Source organism: Shewanella sp. SACH (assembly GCF_001887095.2).
GTDB lineage: Bacteria > Pseudomonadota > Gammaproteobacteria > Enterobacterales > Shewanellaceae > Shewanella > Shewanella baltica.
On the sequence record NZ_MPDG02000002.1, the window covers coordinates 975,402 to 991,865 of the forward strand.

18 protein-coding genes are annotated in these 16,464 nt (G+C 44.6%); 5 read left to right on the plus strand and 13 right to left on the minus strand.

Translation table 11 applies throughout. The features are described 5' to 3' along the window. Positions 1-43 precede the first annotated feature (43 nt). From ruvX to BM607_RS12225, 4 genes are all read right to left on the minus strand, one after another. A complete protein-coding gene (ruvX, locus tag BM607_RS12210; protein WP_006082513.1) occupies positions 44-469 on the minus strand; it encodes a Holliday junction resolvase RuvX in 426 nt (141 codons plus the stop codon). Positions 470-498: 29 nt separating this feature from the next. Further along, positions 499-1,062: a YqgE/AlgH family protein gene (locus BM607_RS12215; RefSeq protein WP_006082512.1), complete on the minus strand. Its 564-nt coding sequence runs from the start codon at positions 1,060-1,062 to the stop codon at positions 499-501. 66 nt (positions 1,063-1,128) lie between these two features. Continuing rightward, on the minus strand, positions 1,129-1,458 hold the full coding sequence (gene yciH, locus BM607_RS12220) for a stress response translation initiation inhibitor YciH (RefSeq protein ID WP_037392612.1): 330 nt from the start codon (positions 1,456-1,458) through the stop codon (positions 1,129-1,131). Between the two features lie 178 nt (positions 1,459-1,636). Then, positions 1,637-1,954, minus strand: coding sequence for a hypothetical protein (locus tag BM607_RS12225; protein ID WP_071938281.1), 318 nt, complete (start codon positions 1,952-1,954; stop codon positions 1,637-1,639). A 178-nt stretch (positions 1,955-2,132) separates the two neighbouring features. Here BM607_RS12225 and BM607_RS12230 point away from each other — a divergent pair, with 178 nt between their 5' ends. Together BM607_RS12230 and BM607_RS12235 are read left to right on the plus strand one after the other, a co-directional pair. Further along, a complete protein-coding gene (locus BM607_RS12230) occupies positions 2,133-2,693 on the plus strand; it encodes a DUF4136 domain-containing protein (RefSeq protein ID WP_071938280.1) in 561 nt (186 codons plus the stop codon). 361 nt (positions 2,694-3,054) lie between these two features. Next, positions 3,055-3,696 (plus strand): trimeric intracellular cation channel family protein, encoded by a 642-nt coding sequence (locus tag BM607_RS12235; RefSeq protein ID WP_006082508.1) that lies wholly within the window; start codon positions 3,055-3,057, stop codon positions 3,694-3,696. A 76-nt stretch (positions 3,697-3,772) separates the two neighbouring features. On the opposite strand, the gene tpx is transcribed toward BM607_RS12235, so the two are convergent. The 3 genes from tpx to BM607_RS12250 all read right to left on the minus strand — a co-directional run bounded on the left by tpx (position 3,773) and on the right by BM607_RS12250 (position 5,940). After that, entirely contained in the window at positions 3,773-4,366 is a 594-nt protein-coding gene (gene tpx / locus BM607_RS12240; RefSeq protein ID WP_063883290.1) for a thiol peroxidase, read from the minus strand. Between the two features lie 123 nt (positions 4,367-4,489). Beyond that, complete coding sequence (locus tag BM607_RS12245) at positions 4,490-5,317, minus strand: mechanosensitive ion channel domain-containing protein (RefSeq protein ID WP_071938279.1); 828 nt, start codon at positions 5,315-5,317, stop codon at positions 4,490-4,492. Positions 5,318-5,349: 32 nt separating this feature from the next. Next, entirely contained in the window at positions 5,350-5,940 is a 591-nt protein-coding gene (locus BM607_RS12250; protein WP_006085698.1) for an OmpA family protein, read from the minus strand. Positions 5,941-6,284: 344 nt separating this feature from the next. Here BM607_RS12250 and ltaE point away from each other — a divergent pair, with 344 nt between their 5' ends. Together ltaE and BM607_RS12260 are read left to right on the plus strand one after the other, a co-directional pair. Beyond that, positions 6,285-7,298 carry a low-specificity L-threonine aldolase gene (ltaE, locus tag BM607_RS12255; RefSeq protein ID WP_071938278.1) on the plus strand — a complete coding sequence of 338 codons (1,014 nt, stop codon included), beginning with the start codon at positions 6,285-6,287 and terminating at the stop codon, positions 7,296-7,298. A gap of 191 nt (positions 7,299-7,489) precedes the next feature. Beyond that, positions 7,490-8,965 (plus strand): HDOD domain-containing protein, encoded by a 1,476-nt coding sequence (locus BM607_RS12260; protein ID WP_071938277.1) that lies wholly within the window; start codon positions 7,490-7,492, stop codon positions 8,963-8,965. A gap of 143 nt (positions 8,966-9,108) precedes the next feature. Here the strand turns inward: BM607_RS12260 and BM607_RS12265 are convergent, their stop codons facing one another. The 6 genes from BM607_RS12265 to BM607_RS12290 form a co-directional block, all read right to left on the minus strand. Beyond that, the gene (locus BM607_RS12265) at positions 9,109-9,741 is read right to left on the minus strand and encodes a nuclear transport factor 2 family protein (RefSeq protein ID WP_071938276.1); all 633 of its coding nucleotides are present in this window, start codon (positions 9,739-9,741) and stop codon (positions 9,109-9,111) included. Between the two features lie 24 nt (positions 9,742-9,765). Continuing rightward, positions 9,766-10,590: a M90 family metallopeptidase gene (locus tag BM607_RS12270; RefSeq protein WP_006085694.1), complete on the minus strand. Its 825-nt coding sequence runs from the start codon at positions 10,588-10,590 to the stop codon at positions 9,766-9,768. Positions 10,591-10,701: 111 nt separating this feature from the next. Continuing rightward, positions 10,702-12,441 (minus strand): GGDEF domain-containing protein, encoded by a 1,740-nt coding sequence (locus tag BM607_RS12275; RefSeq protein WP_071938275.1) that lies wholly within the window; start codon positions 12,439-12,441, stop codon positions 10,702-10,704. After that, a complete protein-coding gene (locus BM607_RS12280; protein ID WP_071938761.1) occupies positions 12,428-13,831 on the minus strand; it encodes an extracellular solute-binding protein in 1,404 nt (467 codons plus the stop codon). Before BM607_RS12280 ends, BM607_RS12275 begins: the two co-directional genes overlap by 14 nt. Positions 13,832-14,080: 249 nt before the next feature. Further along, positions 14,081-14,536 carry a CopG family transcriptional regulator gene (locus BM607_RS12285; protein WP_071938274.1) on the minus strand — a complete coding sequence of 152 codons (456 nt, stop codon included), beginning with the start codon at positions 14,534-14,536 and terminating at the stop codon, positions 14,081-14,083. Continuing rightward, the gene (locus BM607_RS12290; RefSeq protein WP_071938273.1) at positions 14,496-15,368 is read right to left on the minus strand and encodes an AAA family ATPase; all 873 of its coding nucleotides are present in this window, start codon (positions 15,366-15,368) and stop codon (positions 14,496-14,498) included. Before BM607_RS12290 ends, BM607_RS12285 begins: the two co-directional genes overlap by 41 nt. A 528-nt stretch (positions 15,369-15,896) precedes the next feature. Between BM607_RS12290 and BM607_RS12295 the strand changes: the two genes are divergently transcribed. Then, positions 15,897-16,367, plus strand: coding sequence for a GNAT family N-acetyltransferase (locus BM607_RS12295; RefSeq protein ID WP_006085688.1), 471 nt, complete (start codon positions 15,897-15,899; stop codon positions 16,365-16,367). Positions 16,368-16,464 lie beyond the last annotated feature (97 nt).

Below are 16,464 nucleotides of genomic sequence, written 5' to 3' on the forward strand. Positions count from 1 at the left end.
GGCAACTTATCCTTTTCTTTATATATGGTTTTTTATTGTGGCATTACTTGCTGAAGTTATTTTCGAAGTAGCTTTCAATAATCAGTACGGCAGACACAGCATCGACTTGGCCTTTGGTGAGCGCCTTGAATCCGCCTAACTCGAATAATCTTGCCTTAGCATCGGTAGTGGTTAATCGCTCATCTTGAGTGGCTATTTTGACTTTGAACTTAGCATTGATACGGTTCGCAAATTTACGCGCCCTGTGGGTCATATCTTGCTCAGTGCCATCCATGTTTAAGGGCAGACCAACAACCACTAGGTCGGGTTGCCACTCTTTGATTAAATCGCCTATCTGATCCCAGTTGGGGATCCCATCGACGGCTTTGATTGACAATAATGGCGTGGCGCTAGCGGTGATTTCTTGGCCTATAGCCACACCAATACTTTTAGTGCCAAAATCAAAGCCTAATACGGTTTTCGAATTCATAGTGTGCTGACTTATATTAAGAAATAGGCTTAAGCGTGACCCGCTTGAGCTGAAACCTGCCAAGCATCAAATCCAAGAGCTCGGCTGGCCTGTGGCCAACGGTCTTCGTGTTTAATGTCAAACAAGAGTGCATTGGTTGCTGGAATCGTTAGCCAAGAATTATCGGCAAGCTCTTGTTCGAGCTGATCTTTGCTCCATCCAGCATATCCTAAGGCGACGAGGAATTTCTCTGGCGATCTGTTGCTTCCTATCGCGGTTAACACATCGCGTGAGGTAGTTAGCATTAAACCACAACCCAGATCTGTGCTGTTGGCCCAATAGGGCTGAGAGGTATGCAGTACAAAGCCACGATCTTGGGAAACGGGTCCGCCCATCATGACATTGGCATTGAACGCTAAATCGGTGGAGACTTGCTCAGCTGGCAAATCCATTTGTTCTAATAGCGAATTAACTTCGATACCGAGCGGTTTATTGATCACCAGTCCCATGGCACCTTTGGCATCATGTTCACAGATATAGATGACTGAGCGTTCAAAAAACGTATCGTGCAGTGAAGGCATGGCAATTAAGAAATGGTTCTGCAAACTCTCCATTTAACTACTCCGTTCGATGTGGCTAAGTTGATCTAGCATGCTGCTATATTGCTAAGTCGGGCGAGATTAACCGCCAGCTAATTTAACTTTGTAGTTCTGCTTCTCAAGCAATAGCTTTAATTGCTCGCGGTTATCTGTTTGGACCTCAATAGTGAAATCTTTAACCGTGCCACCACAACCACATTGTTTTTTAAGGGTCTGAGCCATTGCTTTTAACGCGGTTTCATCGAGACCTAGGCCTGAGATAATCGAAACGCCTTTGCCTTTGCGGCCCTTACTGTCTCTATGGATCCTGACTATACCGTCGGATTCAGGAATCGCTTTAGTGACGGGCTCTGCATTAATACGGCCTTTGTCGGTGCTGTACACTAAGGATACATTAGGATCTGCTTTCATAGATTTCATTCATTGGTGTTAAAAGATGACTTATACCCGTTCAGTTTATCAAATTTGAAGGGGTTCTGGGAGGTAAAAAAAGACCACTTGAGGATTATCCTTAAGTGGTCTGAACAAAATGCTAACTCTTTGCAGGGAAGTAAGCATATTTTAGAAAAAGGGAGCGTTATCAGCCGTTTTAATTTATGCGCATAAAGACCATGACGATCAGCGCTACTGCAGTCAGTAAGGCGCTGGGCATAATAAATTTATGCAACTTAGGTAACGCAATTAAGCAGGCGGTAGTCACAAAGCCGAATGCGGCGACTGTCGCATAATTAGTGCCATTCGCGACGGCATCGATGACCAACCAGCCAAGTACAACAAGAGGTAAAATCAGTAAGCTGACAGGCAAATGGCGCTTTATTTTTGCGTTATTTGCCTCGAGTGAGATTTTTTCTGGCGCAAGGAAGAAAATGGCTGATGCAACCAAAAACGCGCTAATAAACCAGTACATTTCATTACTCCTTTAACCTTAATTGATAATCATTATCATCTTTGATTTTGCTGAAGTCAAGCTGAATGAGATGCTGCTTTTTAATCAATTGAGTTGTAGATCAGATGATTGCTCTGTAAGCTAAATTCATATCTCTGATACTTGTCTTTGTTCGGTTCGAACATCTGAGGAAATTAAGATGAAAAATATTTTTGTAGCTTTAGCCGTGCTGGCATTAGGTGCCTGTAGCTCGATGAAGTCTGGCTGGGACTATGATCCTAGCGCTAATTTTACCCAATATAAAACCTATGCTTGGGTTGCTCAGAAAGCCGATTCTGCCGGATATCATCTTGATGGCTTGATGGACCAAAGAGTAAGAGAGGCGGTTAATAGCCAGTTAGCGAGTAAAGGCATGACATTAGTTGATGCGAAAGACGCTGATGTATTGGTTAACTACCTGACCAAAGTCGATAAGAAAATCAATGTTGATACCTTCAATAGTAATTTTGGCTACAACCCATACTATGGTCCAGGATGGGGTTGGGGCGGCAATATGCAGACCCAAACTACAGTGAGAGAATATGAAGTTGGTACGCTGATTATTGATTTAGTTGATAATAAAACTACTAAGCTTATTTGGCGTGGTTCTGTTGCCGATACCATTCGCGACAAAAATACCCCTGAAGAAAGAGTACAGATCATCAATCAAGCTGTGGGCAGTGTGATGGCAAATTATCCCCCTAAGCCTGACACTAAGTAGTTCTGACTCCGTTTGAATGAAAATTAAGCGGCCTGATGGCCGCTTTTTTGTGGCTGATTTTTATGCGTTTTGCCCATTCGATTAGATGATCTGCAGTTATTTATCATCTGATTGAATTTACGTTATTAATACTTATTAAAAATTTTGGTTATCTAAATAGTCGTGAGAAGTAGTTTTACGTATAACTGGCTATTTTGTTTGCAATTTATACAGTGCTATTTTGTGGTTGTAGGTGATGGTAATCCATTATTGATGAAATGATGAATTAATTTTTCTAATGATGAATTCAAAATAAAATCATTATAGAACTGAGGGTTTCTCAGGCAGAATCTGTTTCTTTACCTTGTTGGTAGTAGCAAAGATGCATGAGACGCAGATTATTGGATTACTTTGGCTGATTGGTATCATTGCCGAGGCTATGACGGGCGCTCTGGCGGCGGGTCGCAAGCAGATGGATTTGTTTGGTGTAGTGATCATTGGCTGCGCAACGGCGATTGGTGGCGGCACACTAAGGGACATGATGCTCGGCAATTACCCCTTAATTTGGGTTGAGCACGTGAATTACCTTATTGCGATTGCATTCGCTTCTTTGCTCACTGTTGCTATCGCCCCTGTGATGCGTTATCTGTCTAAGTTATTTTTGGCTATCGATGCCTTAGGCTTAGCTGTGTTCTCTATCGTGGGCGCGCAGAAGACCTTAATGCTGGGATTTAGCCCAACGATTGCCGTGGTGATGGGATTGGTGACGGGCGTCTTTGGTGGCGTTATCCGCGATATCCTGTGTAATCAAGTGCCTTTGATTTTTAAGAAAGAACTCTACGCAGTGATTTCACTACTGACGGCAGGCTTGTATATCGTCTTAAAAGCCTATCAATTAACCGAGTGGATTAATCTGGTTATTTGTCTGAGTGTTGGTTTTAGCCTGCGGATGTTGGCGCTGCGCTATCATTGGTCTATGCCGACCTTTGATTATCAGGCCAATGGCGATCAGCACACACATTAGATCGTAAAACCAAATCGTAGATATACAATCGTAAAACAAAAGGGCAGCTAAGGCTGCCCTGTTTTTTAGCGGTAAATTACTGCTGTGCTTGAATGGTTTTCAGCGCTTCAAGTGCGGCATCATAGTTAGGATGCTCGGTGATATTCGGTACTAACTCTTGGTATTGGAGTTTACCTTCGGCATCTATGATGAAAATAGCTCTCGCGAGCAAGCCGTAATCTTGAATCAACAAGCCATATTTTTCACCAAAATCACGCCAGACGGAATCGGATAGTACTTTGATTTTATCTACGTTTTCTACTTTGCAGAAACGTTTCTGTGCGAAGGGTAAATCGGCACTGATGGTTAGCATGACCACGTCATCGGAAAAATGGCCTACTTCGCTGTTGAAACGTTTAGTTTGTAGTGCACACACGCCCGTATCTAAGCTTGGTACGGCACTTATCAGCACGGTTTTACCCTTAAAGTCGCTTAGCATAACTGGCGCAAAATGATCATCAACCACTTTGAATCCTGGCGCCATTTGCGACAGCTTAGGTAATTTTCCTTCTAAGGTGACGGTTTTTTCACCCATAAGAACCTGGGTTTTCTCACTGGCAAGCACATTGGGGCTTATTAGCACTAAGCCATAAATGCAGCTGGCGGCTAAAAATGATACGTATTTTTGCATTGGATTTCCTCGCACATGAATATCTGTGCCTTCGCTAATATCTGTCCTTTAAGGTACGCTAAAATGCTACGTGGAACCATAAAAAAAGGCCGGCAATTGCCGACCTTTGTTATTCATTTAGGGTTATTTGCTGAGTGGCAATTCTTTGACATGAATATCCATTTGTGGGAATGGAATACCGATATCGGCTGCATCTAATGCATTTTTGATTTGCTCAAGCAGTTGGAAACGAGCCGTCCAATAATCAGCTGTTTTTACCCAAGGGCGAACCACGAAATTAATTGAAGAGTTCGCTAATTCAGCCAGTCCAACTGTATATGATGGCTCTTTTAACACATATTGGTTGTTGTCTAAAATCTCAGTTAAGATTTTCTTCGTGAGTGCGATATCGGCAGAATAAGATACGCCAATCACTAAATCGATACGGCGAGTATCCATTGCCGAATAGTTAGTGATAGTACCATTCATGATGGATGAATTTGGCGCCACAATAACCTTGTTGTCTGGTGTACGAAGCTTGGTTGAGAATATAGTAATTTCATCAACAGTACCGGCAATGCCAGCGGCTTCAATATAGTCACCAACGCGGCAAGGGCGGAATAACACCATTAACACGCCCGATGCGAAGTTAGACAGAGAACCCTGTAGCGCTAAACCCACCGCTAAACCAGCGGCACCGATAACGGCGACCAATGATGCGGTTTGTACGCCAATTTGGCCTAAGGTGGCAATCACTGCGAAAACAAACACAATTGCCCAAGCGAGGTTTGCGACAAATGAAACAACGGTCGGATCAACTTTACGGCTGTTCAGTAATTTACGAACCAGCTTTTGCGCTACGCCGGCAAAGTATTTACCAACAAAGAAAATGATAATGGCAAATAAAACTTTTAAGCCATAAGTCACAATTAGATCCGGTGCTTGCTTTAATAAACCTTCAAGGTTTTCCATTGAATAACTCCCTAAATATACGCTAACTAAAACTATTTATTATTGACGATAAATTGTACTCGTCGATTTAAACTGCGCCCTTCGCTAGAACGGTTGTCCGCTACAGGTTCAGATATACCTTTACCCATTACGGTAAAGCGATTTGGATTAAAGCCATAATCTTCAACCAAAATACGTTTCACATTTTGAGCGCGCTGAAGTGACAGCTGATAATTAAACTCAGGCGTGCCAACGATATCCGTGTGGCCCACTAAGGTTAATGCGACATCATTCGCTGCTAAATATGCTTTCACTAAGGCTAAAGTTTTCCATTGCGAAAAGTCAACTTCGGCAATGGCAAATTCAAAATACACCACAGCGGTAGAAATATTATGACAATCTGCGCTGAACTCAGCATTGGGATTACTCGTACTACAATCTGCTGATGCAGTCGCTTCCACCTCTACCTCTTCAACACAGCCATTGGCCATTACTTGCGTGTCTGGCGCTGTGTTAGGGCAGGCATCTTTGATGTCAGGCACGCCATCTTGGTCAGTATCAGACCAAGCGAATACCTGCGATGTCAGGCTTAAACTTAATAGTAAAAGTACCAGCTGAATCCATCGAGATTGGGAATTTTTCACTACAAATCACCTATTGAACGATAAGTACTAGTCAAAATTACTAAAGTGATCGCATGGTTGTAGCATGACCATCTTAGTGCGGCATTCTATCGACTTAGGCGCATTTCGCCAAGTGAAACGCGTTCACGCGTCAACTCATCGACAGGCATATATCGGCAATATCTTGAGTATATTTATGTTTTTATTAGTTGAAGCCAATATTTAGATCATCACTTCGCCCATGTATTCACGTTTGGAGTCAGTAACATGATGAATAAGCATGATGATAAACTATACAAAATAAGCCTTTGGCGCTAGAGTCTTGAGCCCATTAAGCGCCAACCAAACCTTAAGTTGAGGACGAGATGATAGATTTACGCAGTGATACTGTTACCCAGCCAACAGCAGCGATGCGATTAGCCATGTCCAGAGCCGAAGTAGGTGACGATGTTTACGGTGATGATCCCACGGTAAATAGTCTGCAGGATATGGCCGCAGAGATGTTTGGCTTTGAAAGCGCATTATTTACCTGTTCAGGTACGCAGGCGAATTTATTGGCTTTGATGGCCCACTGTGAGCGTGGTGATGAGTATCTGTGTGGCCAGCAGGCCCACAATTATAAATTTGAGGGTGGCGGAGCCGCCGTCTTAGGCAGCATTCAACCCCAACCTTTGTTGAATCAAGTCGATGGCACCATTGCCTTGGCCGATATTGAAGCCGCCATTAAGCCTGACGATATCCACTTTGCCCGCACGCGTTTGCTCAGTTTAGAGAATACGATTGGCGGTAAAGTGATCCCGCAAAGCTATTTAGCGGACGCGCAGGCATTGGCCTTTCATCGCGGATTAAAAATCCATCTCGACGGCGCGCGAGTTGCTAATGCGGCTGTGGCGCAGAATATCGCGATAAGTAAGATTACGGCGCATTTTGATTCTGTGTCGATTTGTCTGTCCAAAGGGTTATGCGCGCCAGTTGGCTCATTACTCTTAGGTGACGAGCGTTTGATTAAGAAAGCGATTCGCTGGCGTAAGATGCTCGGTGGCGGTATGCGTCAAGCTGGGATACTTGCAGCGGCAGGTAAGCTCGCCTTAACTGAGCAAGTGCAACGACTGAGTGAAGATCATGACAACGCGGCGTATTTGGCTCGCCAGTTGGCAGAGTTGAGTGAGTTCGACGTCGATTTAGCCGCAGTACAAACCAATATGTTATTTGCCAAATTAGCGCCTAAAGTTGATGCGGTTTTATTGGCGAAACACTGTCGAGCTGAAGGCATTCTAATAAGCCCTGGGCGCACGATTCGGCTTGTGACTCACAAAGATGTGAGCCGTCAGGACATAGATAAAGTGTTGCGGGTTATGAAGCAGCACTTCACCGCCTAAGCGCTGCTTGTTTTAAAACCTCTAAATACCCGGGCTTTGTCTCGGGCATTTTTATTTGCGGGTATAACTTGATGTTGAATTATTGAGCAATTAACTGTTGATTGGTGAAAACAAGCCTTAGACCACGGGCGAAATATTTGTGCTTATCTATACTCAAAACAATAAGGTTTTATTGCTAAGGTAAATTTGGGTTGAAGCCTAATAACAATACTAATAAAGGGGTCGATTATTGGACAAATCGGATCAGTGAATTAGAAATGCCAGCACTGTGTTCGACTGTTAAATCGCTAGAAAAGCTCGCCAAGGATGACGTTTCCTCTCTCGCATTACTTGGGCGTAGCGTGATGCACGATAACGCCTTAACCTCTCGTATTCTTCGAGTCGCCAATAGTGCTATTTATCATAAGGGGAGTAGCCAAATCTCCACCGTTAGCCGCGCCGCCATAGTGCTTGGTTTCGATGCGGTGCGAAATATCTGTATTACAGCTAAGTTACTCTCAAGCTTGTTGGAGAGTAAAAATCTCGCGCCCAATGTCTATCAAAGATTAATTAAGTTGATGGCCAAAGCATTTCAAGCGGCCATGATTGCGCGGATGATGTTGAGTCATCATGACGAGGAGATGCAGGAGGAAGCCTTTATTGCCTCTTTGTTGTATCACATCGGCGAGAGCGCTTTTTGGAGTATTGGGGGCGAATTTACCGAAGAATTAGACTTAACGCTCTGCCAATGTGAAACGCCCGCCGAAGAGAGAAGTGCTACCCGCGAAGCCCTTGGTGCTTCTTTTTTGCAGCTCACCCAGAGTATTGCCCGCAATTGGGGATTGGGAGAGTTGCTGATCCAAGCGTTGAATTATCCAGAGGATCAGCGGCCAGATATTCGGGCTATTTTTCTTGCCGATAAGCTCTGCGACATTTTATCGCAACCCGTTCTCGATAAGCTCGAGTTAGCGAAACGTATGACTCAAGCGGCGATTTTTACTGGGCTAGAAGAGAAAGAGTTTTTGGTGCGAATGCAACGCTGCGCGAATGCGACCCATAAGTTGGCAGAAGTATACGGTGCTAAAGTGTTACTCGATTATCTACCCGATCCTAAACGTATTGTCGCCGCTGAACCCGATCTACCTCCCATTCCGTTAGATATGCCAGTCTATCAAGTTAACTTGAATATTCAGTTAGCTAAGTTGCGTGAATTGACAGGTTTTGCCATTAATAAAGCTGATTTTAACCAGATAATGCAGACGGTTCTTGAAGGTATTCTTGAGGGCGTTGGTGTTGACCGCTGCGGCGTTTTGTTGTTATCGCCCAGCCGTAAACAGCTCCAACCTAGGGTGATATTGGGCCGTGATGCCGATGCGATAAAACAAGAGTTTATTATCGATTTGAGTGACAAACGTGGGCTATTTCATCAAGCGATGGAGCATAAGGCGCCACTTTGGGTGGATGATCCCAGTTCCAAAAAATGGCAGGAGCAGTGCAAGGAGTTGCAGGCGCGGCATGTATCACGGCAGGGCTTTTTACTTGCGCCTTTATTGATCGACAGCAAAGTGATCGGGTTTTATTACGCTGATCGGGGTCCTTCACAAAGGGCGTTTGAAGAAGTGGATTTTCAAAGCTTTATTCACTTCTCCCAATTGGCGAATGTGTGTTTCACCGTGTCTTTAAGATAGCGTTTGCTTTTAGCAGCTTTATCTTAAAGCTGCTTTTTTGAAACCGTACTCTTTGAAACTGTACAATTTGAAACAGCGATGCTATCGAAATCTCACTTTTATAAATTGTACGCTTTCGAAACCCTATTCAGGGGAGTGTGGCATTACTGCTTGTTTGCGGCTTTGATCTCGATGGTGATCTGTTTCGCTATCTCATTGGGGATTGGGAAACTTAAGTGGTATTGCGCAATTTTCCAGTTACCATCGGTTTTGATCAAAGTACCGGTTCCTCGGCTGACGCCATAGGCGGGGCTATTTAATAACTCGTCGAACAATATGACGTCGCCATGTTGGATTAAATGCCGCTCCGTTAAATCATAGCGCCAACCTTTTGTCGGGCGGGAGTAATGTTCAAACTCCGCCATTCCCCAACGTTCACTCGCATCCGTCCCAATAAAAATGCCGTCTTTTCGGTACAGGGCAAAATACTTATCCCAATCGGCATCGCTTGAATATTGGTTGAGTAAATCCAACACCTGAGCTGCCGCTTGTTGGTCTGAACTCGATGTTGTTTGAGCGCCTTGGACTTGAGTGTCTTGTGTTTGAGCGCTTTGTGTCGGCGAGTCCTGTGCCTGTGCGCTTACATTAAGTCCACCAAGCATTAATACGCTGAGTAGTAACCCCAAGCTAGCGCGATTAACACTAGTGGCACGACTGGTATTAGTCGCGCGACTCATATTAGCGGGGCGATTAACAGTGGTGCCTTTAACTGCAAATGCATGAGTGTCTTTGAGCATTTAGTGTGCCTCTACTTTTATGGGTTAATGCCAGTTTATCGGATCGAGTTGATAAAAGCGGCTCAGTTCCCGATACAAGTCTGGGTGTTGTTGGTAGAAATCCTCTGGCTTTTCAAAAAAGACTTCAGTAATAACGGCAAAAAATTCAGCGGGATTCGTCGCACCATAGTAATTAAATATTGAGGGTATGCCAAAGTTTGCGCTGTGCTGTAATTGGGTGAAAGCCTTGCTTAGTACTTCGGACCAAGTGCTGTAATCGGCAAAATGTTGCAGTATCGGCGCGCCATTGGCTTGGCCGTCTTCTTGATCGAGCTGATGGGCAAACTCGTGGATCACGACATTATTGCCATCGTGGGGATCGGCGGCGCCGTCTAAGGTATTTTTCCACGAGAGCACCACTTTGCCGTATTCCCAAGATTCGCCCGCCAGCACATTACGCTGTTCCCACACGATACCGCTCGTGTCTCTATGTTGATTATTAACGATAAAGGCATCGGGATAGACCAAAATTTGTTTCAGTTTGGGGTAAAAGTCTGTTTTTCGATTGAGCAGCAGGAGGCACGCCTGTGCTGCGATAGTGACTCTCACTTCATCGGTGATCTCGAAATCATCGCAGCCAACAAACTCCTTTTCATCGATGAAGATTTGGATAAGCCGTTTGAGCTGTAGCTGTAAATCTGTCGGTAACGCATGGAAGTAAGGCAGTCTTTTTTTGAGAATGCTGCGCCATTCTTTAGGAAAGGGTTTGGCCGTGACTCGGCGGCGGTGCAAGGTTTTGCGCCAACGACTTGAAAGTAGCCAAGCGATTGCCCCGACTCCGAGGATAAGCGTGATAACAATGGCGAGCATACTTTCCCTGACCTGATCCTGATTAACTTAGTATTAGCTAATGGGGGTGAAGAGGACTTAACTCAATCCTTTGCCGGAAAAAGAAACGTTTCTGCCGCCGCGATTGGCGCCTTAGGAATAGCGAATGGGTTGGCCGAGGAGGGCTTCTGTGCGGTTGCGCCCCGTCAGTTTGGCATGATAGAGGGCTTCATCGGCTCGATTAATTAAACTATTTGCATCTAGCTGTTGCGGTAGTTGCCAGCAAGTAATCCCCGCGCTGATGGTAAGTATGCCCGCATGGGGAGAGTCTTCATGGGGAATTTCTAGGCTGATGATTTTCTCCCGTAATCGTTCGGCAAATTGATAGACCTCCTCGAGATGACTCGATGGCAGCACTATCATAAATTCCTCACCGCCATAGCGGGCAAGCATGTCAGTTGGGCGTTTTAAGATGGATTTAGCGGCGTTAACAATGTTCTTCAGGCATTGATCGCCGGCGACATGGCCATATCTGTCGTTGAATTGTTTAAAGTTATCAATATCAAACAGAATGATGCCTAGGGGCATATTGTGATCCCTTGCATACTCGAGTTCTTTTTGGAGTTGTATATCTAAATAACGGCGGTTGTAGCAGCCCGTTAGTCCGTCGGTTTCCGCCATTCCTTTAACCTGGGCCGCATAGCTTTTTAGGGTTTCTAAAGAGTTCACCATTTGCTGCAGTTCTAGGTTGTCAGTGACTGGCATGTGGGTGTCGAGCTTTTCATTGGCGATAGCGTTCATTGCATCTCGCGTCGCCATCACAGGTTTGATAATGCCCTTAGTGATAAAGTGCCAGCTGGTGAGCCAGATGAAGAAGCAATACAGAATACCACTGCAGAAAATCAATATGATAAATGCGGTGCTGTCGCTTTTAAGTTCGCCGCCCGTTTGTTGGATTTCATTCTCGACTTGGTTGACCAGATTTTGGGTATAGGTCGCGACAATTTGCGCGGCATCGGCTTGGTACTCTAAATGCGCATTGGCGATATGCGTGCTTTTAATGGCCTTGCGTGAAAGTTCAAAAAGGTTATCTTCACCGACCATGGTCTGTTTTATTTGCGATAACAAATTGAAATATAAACTGGTATCCCCGCTAACGCCTTCGAGAATCGCCTCCATATTTAACAGCAGCCGCATCGCTTCTCTTTGGGTGCGGTTAAGCTCAACCAGATTGTCGATAATTTTAACCTGAGATAGGCGGGTAAATAAGTGTTCCCCCAAATGACTAAATTGAGACAATTGCTGGTTGGTATTGATATTCATCGCAATCTTGTCAAAATTTTTCAGCTTAAGCTGACGTTCTGAATCGGCATTGATGCTGTGAAATTGGGTTTGCATTTCATCGGTAAATCCCGATGCCATTGAGGTTAAATTGGCTTGAATATTTGTTGCTTGTAAATTGGCTTGTAGGGCGGAATTGGTTAACTCGGCAAGTAATGGCAGCTGTTGTAAATAATACAGTTGAATATCTAACGCGTGATTCAATTCTTGCTTACTGACAGTAGAGGTTTCAATCAAGGCCAGTAATCGGGAGTCATTAATTAATAGTTCCCACTGCGCCGAGAGCTCACTCAATAGGCGAAGTCTTTGCTGTTCATTATCATAATGATTTAAACGTGCTGTGATGATTTGCAGTTTTTCACTGTTTTTTGCCAGTTGCAGCGCAGTGGTGACTTTAACAACATCCACTCCCACTAAATGCTCAATTTCTGATTTCAGTTGCTGTGACAGCAGTATGGCGACGACACCATTAAACAGCGCCATGCCCACTATGATATAGAAGGCTAAGGTTATTTTTTGTTTTAGGCTTTTCAGCGGTTTAGTGCTTGTCATTGGTTTTCTTGTCAATCGCAGGTACCTCTCCATAGGTATTTTGGAGGTGTTTTATCTCTGCACTTAGTTTAATGAAAATATCCTCGCTGTCAGCGGGCCTGCGGCTAGCGCGATAACAAGCATGGCTGAGTTCAGGGTAAATCTGTCCCATGGCGGTACTGGTAAAATGCCCAAGTTCTAGCACTTTAGTTGACCAAAACAAATTAGCGATATGGCTTGCCTCGAATGCGCCCGCTATGGTCCTTAACGATTCACTTTTAAATTCGGGGGCGGTCACGACATCCATACGACAGGGATTACCGCCGCCGAGAGCATAAGCGTGTTGTGCTTCATAGGTGCCCATGTACTTGATGAGCCAATAGGCCGCTTGGGGATTTTTGCTGTCGTAGCTCACGGCAAAAGCATAGGCGCCGTTATAGGGATAACCGCCGGGCACTTGACTCACCGCAAGGCGTGCGCCGGGAATATTTTGTTCAACTTTAAAAGATTTGTGCCACAAATTATTGTAGGCAAAAGGCCACATTGCCGCTTGGCCTGTAGCGATTGCATTGGCGGCCTCATTGAAGGCAAATTGCTCGTTAACAGGTACGGCATAGGGCATTAATTCGCGGTACAGCTTTGCGGCTTCTATTGCCTCATAGTTGATACTGGGGACTTCAAAATGACTGATCTGTTTTTGGTCGTTATAAATTGGCTGCATCCAAGCGCCGCCTAAGCTCCAGATCATGCTGGAAAATTCATCGTTAATATGTGGCTTATCGCCCGACATTAGCGCTAGGCCATAAAAGTCGTGGGTTAACATTTTATCCGCCAGCATAGCGCCCGCTTTACGGGTGAAGAACTGGGCTTGATCCCGTAACTCGGTTAAGGTTCTTGCTGGCGCGAGTGGGTAGCCGAACTGGCTCTGAAAGTGTGTTTTTTCGTTTTTATTATCGAAGAGATCTGCTCGGTAATGATTGCCCATCACATAGTTGTTGTAGGGAATCGCATGGATTTCACCATGGTAGGACAAAATATTCAGTAGCGATGGATAATAGGGTTCTAGGTATTTCTCCATGGCCTTTTCGCCATCGGGATCGTACAGTTTCGCGAGTTCGACTAAGGGCACAGTGTAGCCATTGGCGGCCCATTCTTTTGCCCAGCCAGCTTCCATCGTTAGTAAGTCGTATTTGCCCGAACCTTGGAGTAAATCTTGGGTCTGTAAGTTAAACATAGTGTCTAGCTCAGTGCTGATCACTTGCACTTTGACGCCAGTTTTTTCGGTAAATTTAGGCAACATTTCTTGGGTTAAATAGTCGGTCCAAAATCCCTTTTCTGCGACTAAGGTAATGGGCGTTTTGTTCGTGAGCGGCGGTATTTGTGCCAATGAAAACTCTGCGTAGCAGGGCATCAGAAACACGGCGCTTAAACAAAGGCAAATAAGTCGGATCGGCTTTAACAAAAAATACACCTTAATGTTGCGTGTTAACCCTGAATAAATATCATTTATTCAGCATTCTGTACATTTAAGGATAGGTGGGATCAGAACTTATGCCGCGATTTTATTGTGGTTTTTATCTTGGTGCTTGTTCTTAAGTAAAAAAGCCGATAACCCGAGCTTAGCTGAGTTACCGGAAAAGGGTGGGAGTATTGCGAAGCGTTAACGGTTTTGGAACTGTTGTTCTCGTAATTGCCTCAGGGCAATGGGCAGTTCGTAATGTTGTTCAATCAAGAATCGGAGCAGTTTCGATTTGGAGAGCGTGCTTTCGTCCGACAAGGTAGCGAGCTGGCTAATAGCCGCTTCGCTGAGTGAAAAGGTTGCCTTGCGATAGTGAGTTTTAGCCTCTACTTTTGCTGGCGATAAGACTTCAGTCCCTAAGCTCTGCTTGTGCAAGATCAGCACATTGGAATGACTTAGCCCTATGTCAGCGACCTTCAAGTCAGCGGTGTTAGCGTTTGTTGCATCCGCTTCAAAAGCGAAATGACTGCTTTTTGTCTTATTTAGGCTTTGTCCCATGGCATATAAGTTTGCGGCCTCAATAAACTCATCTAACGAAAGCGACGGTTGTATGCTGCTAGATGGCATAGCGTTTTTCTTGAGGTCGCTGAGTCCCATTTTGCCCCCTTTGTTGAGTGGTAAGGTGAGTGGGTTGAGTTTGATGGATCAAACCATTATTGAGCAAACCATTATTTGTCAAACCATTATTTGTCAAACCATTATTTGTCAAACCATTGTGCATCTGACCCTTACCAGCACTCTGAGCGAGCAGTGTAGGATGTAACCGGTCTTCTAAATTGGCAGCGCAATCAACTTGGAACAGTTCACAGGCGATAGTGCGGATTTCGTCGGCGGCCTTTCCGTTAGGGTCGATTTCAATCACTGACAGCCCTGACTCTTCACTGTCATCATACACATTGCGGCAGTACGTTATCGCATCAAGTACATTGATATCATAGGTTTTACAGACTTCTTTAGCTTCTAAAATTCGGTTAGCTTGATTAGGTAAACTTGGACATTGGGTGATCACAAATGAAGCCCGTAACTTAGGGTTTATCATTTTACAGGTCGCGACGATATCATCCATGTGGCAAACGGTTTTCAAATCGCGGCGCTTAGGTCTTAAGGGCATTAAAATGTAAGCGGCGACTGACATGGTTGCTCGCAGCGCTAGGTTGTCTTGACCACCACAGTCGACTATGACCACATCATAATGTTGTTCAAGACTGAGCAAGTCATTACGGATCTTGCCGTAAAGCTGCACACAATTAATGCTGGCCAGTTTGGGATTGTTATTTCTCGCTTGGATCCAATCTGATGTGGTGCGCTGGGGATCGCAGTCCACCATGATGACCGAGGCATTGCATTCTGTGGTTAGAAAAACTGCTATGTTTTGGGCTAAGCAACTTTTACCGCTGCCGCCTTTTTCTCCGCCGATTAACACTATCATGACGCATTCCTTAATTCTTTTGATGACCCTTGGGCAGCGAGTTGATGAGTTTGGAGCCACACCGCATTTGTGCTCGAAATCGAATGTAAACCTTATGTTAACCTCGGTCAATTGGCTGATTTTTGACGGTTTTTGATTAAATTGTCGCACATCTTTTTCTGTCAGTATCTGGTCAGGCGCCGTTAATTTGACAAGCAACAGGTGAGGAGGAATGTATTAGTGTGATTTTTTATCTTATTGGTTTTAAATGGTATTATTTATTTTATATCTACTTGCAGGCTTGTTTGTTGTAATCAATGGCTATGCACAGGATGTGAATTCTGGTTTTTTATCTCTCTATCGGTATAAATGTTAATTTTATATTGCTAAATGTTATTAACAAATCTGTGTAAAGAATCGGCTTCTCAGTCGAAAGTGGTCTTGTTTGGCGCGGTGCTTGTCATCAAACTGCCAAATGCTGGCTTTATCATCTCTATAGACTGCCGTCTAAATCGCTTGAAATTTCAACCATGAGAGAAGGGACGCCAAATGGATATCAAAACTATTATGCCTATTAAGTTTGAACTCGTTGAAACCGCACCGTTATTCCATGAACTCCTCAATTTGCGTAGCACTGTGGGCCGCCCTTCCATCGGCGTTGAGCTTGCGGATGTACAGGCACTGTTTTGGGTCTCTATCCGATTGAGTGACAATGCTGAAATAGAGCATGCTGGCGCGGGAGTCGCTAAGTCTAATCTGTTAGCAACGGCGTGTGTTTACGGCAATAAGCCTGGGCATTTGGCCATTGAAGATTTTATCGTGTTGCCTGAATACCAATCCTATGGACTGGCGAAGATCATGCTTGAGCGAGTGATGGACTTTGTTGATGGACACGCAAGTTCTGGAACTTGTATCAGCATTACCGCCCATGGCGAGTCTGAGCGTTTATGCAGTGAATATGGTTTTCAATATGCGCCATGCGCTAACTTAGGGCCAAATCTATTAAAGATTGTTGCTTAGGGTTCTGTGTGGAGCATTTTGTGCGTCGATGATGCTAACTTAGCCTTTGAGTGTAGGGTCACTTTTGTGTGCTTTTTTGTATGAGTTAACGGCGACA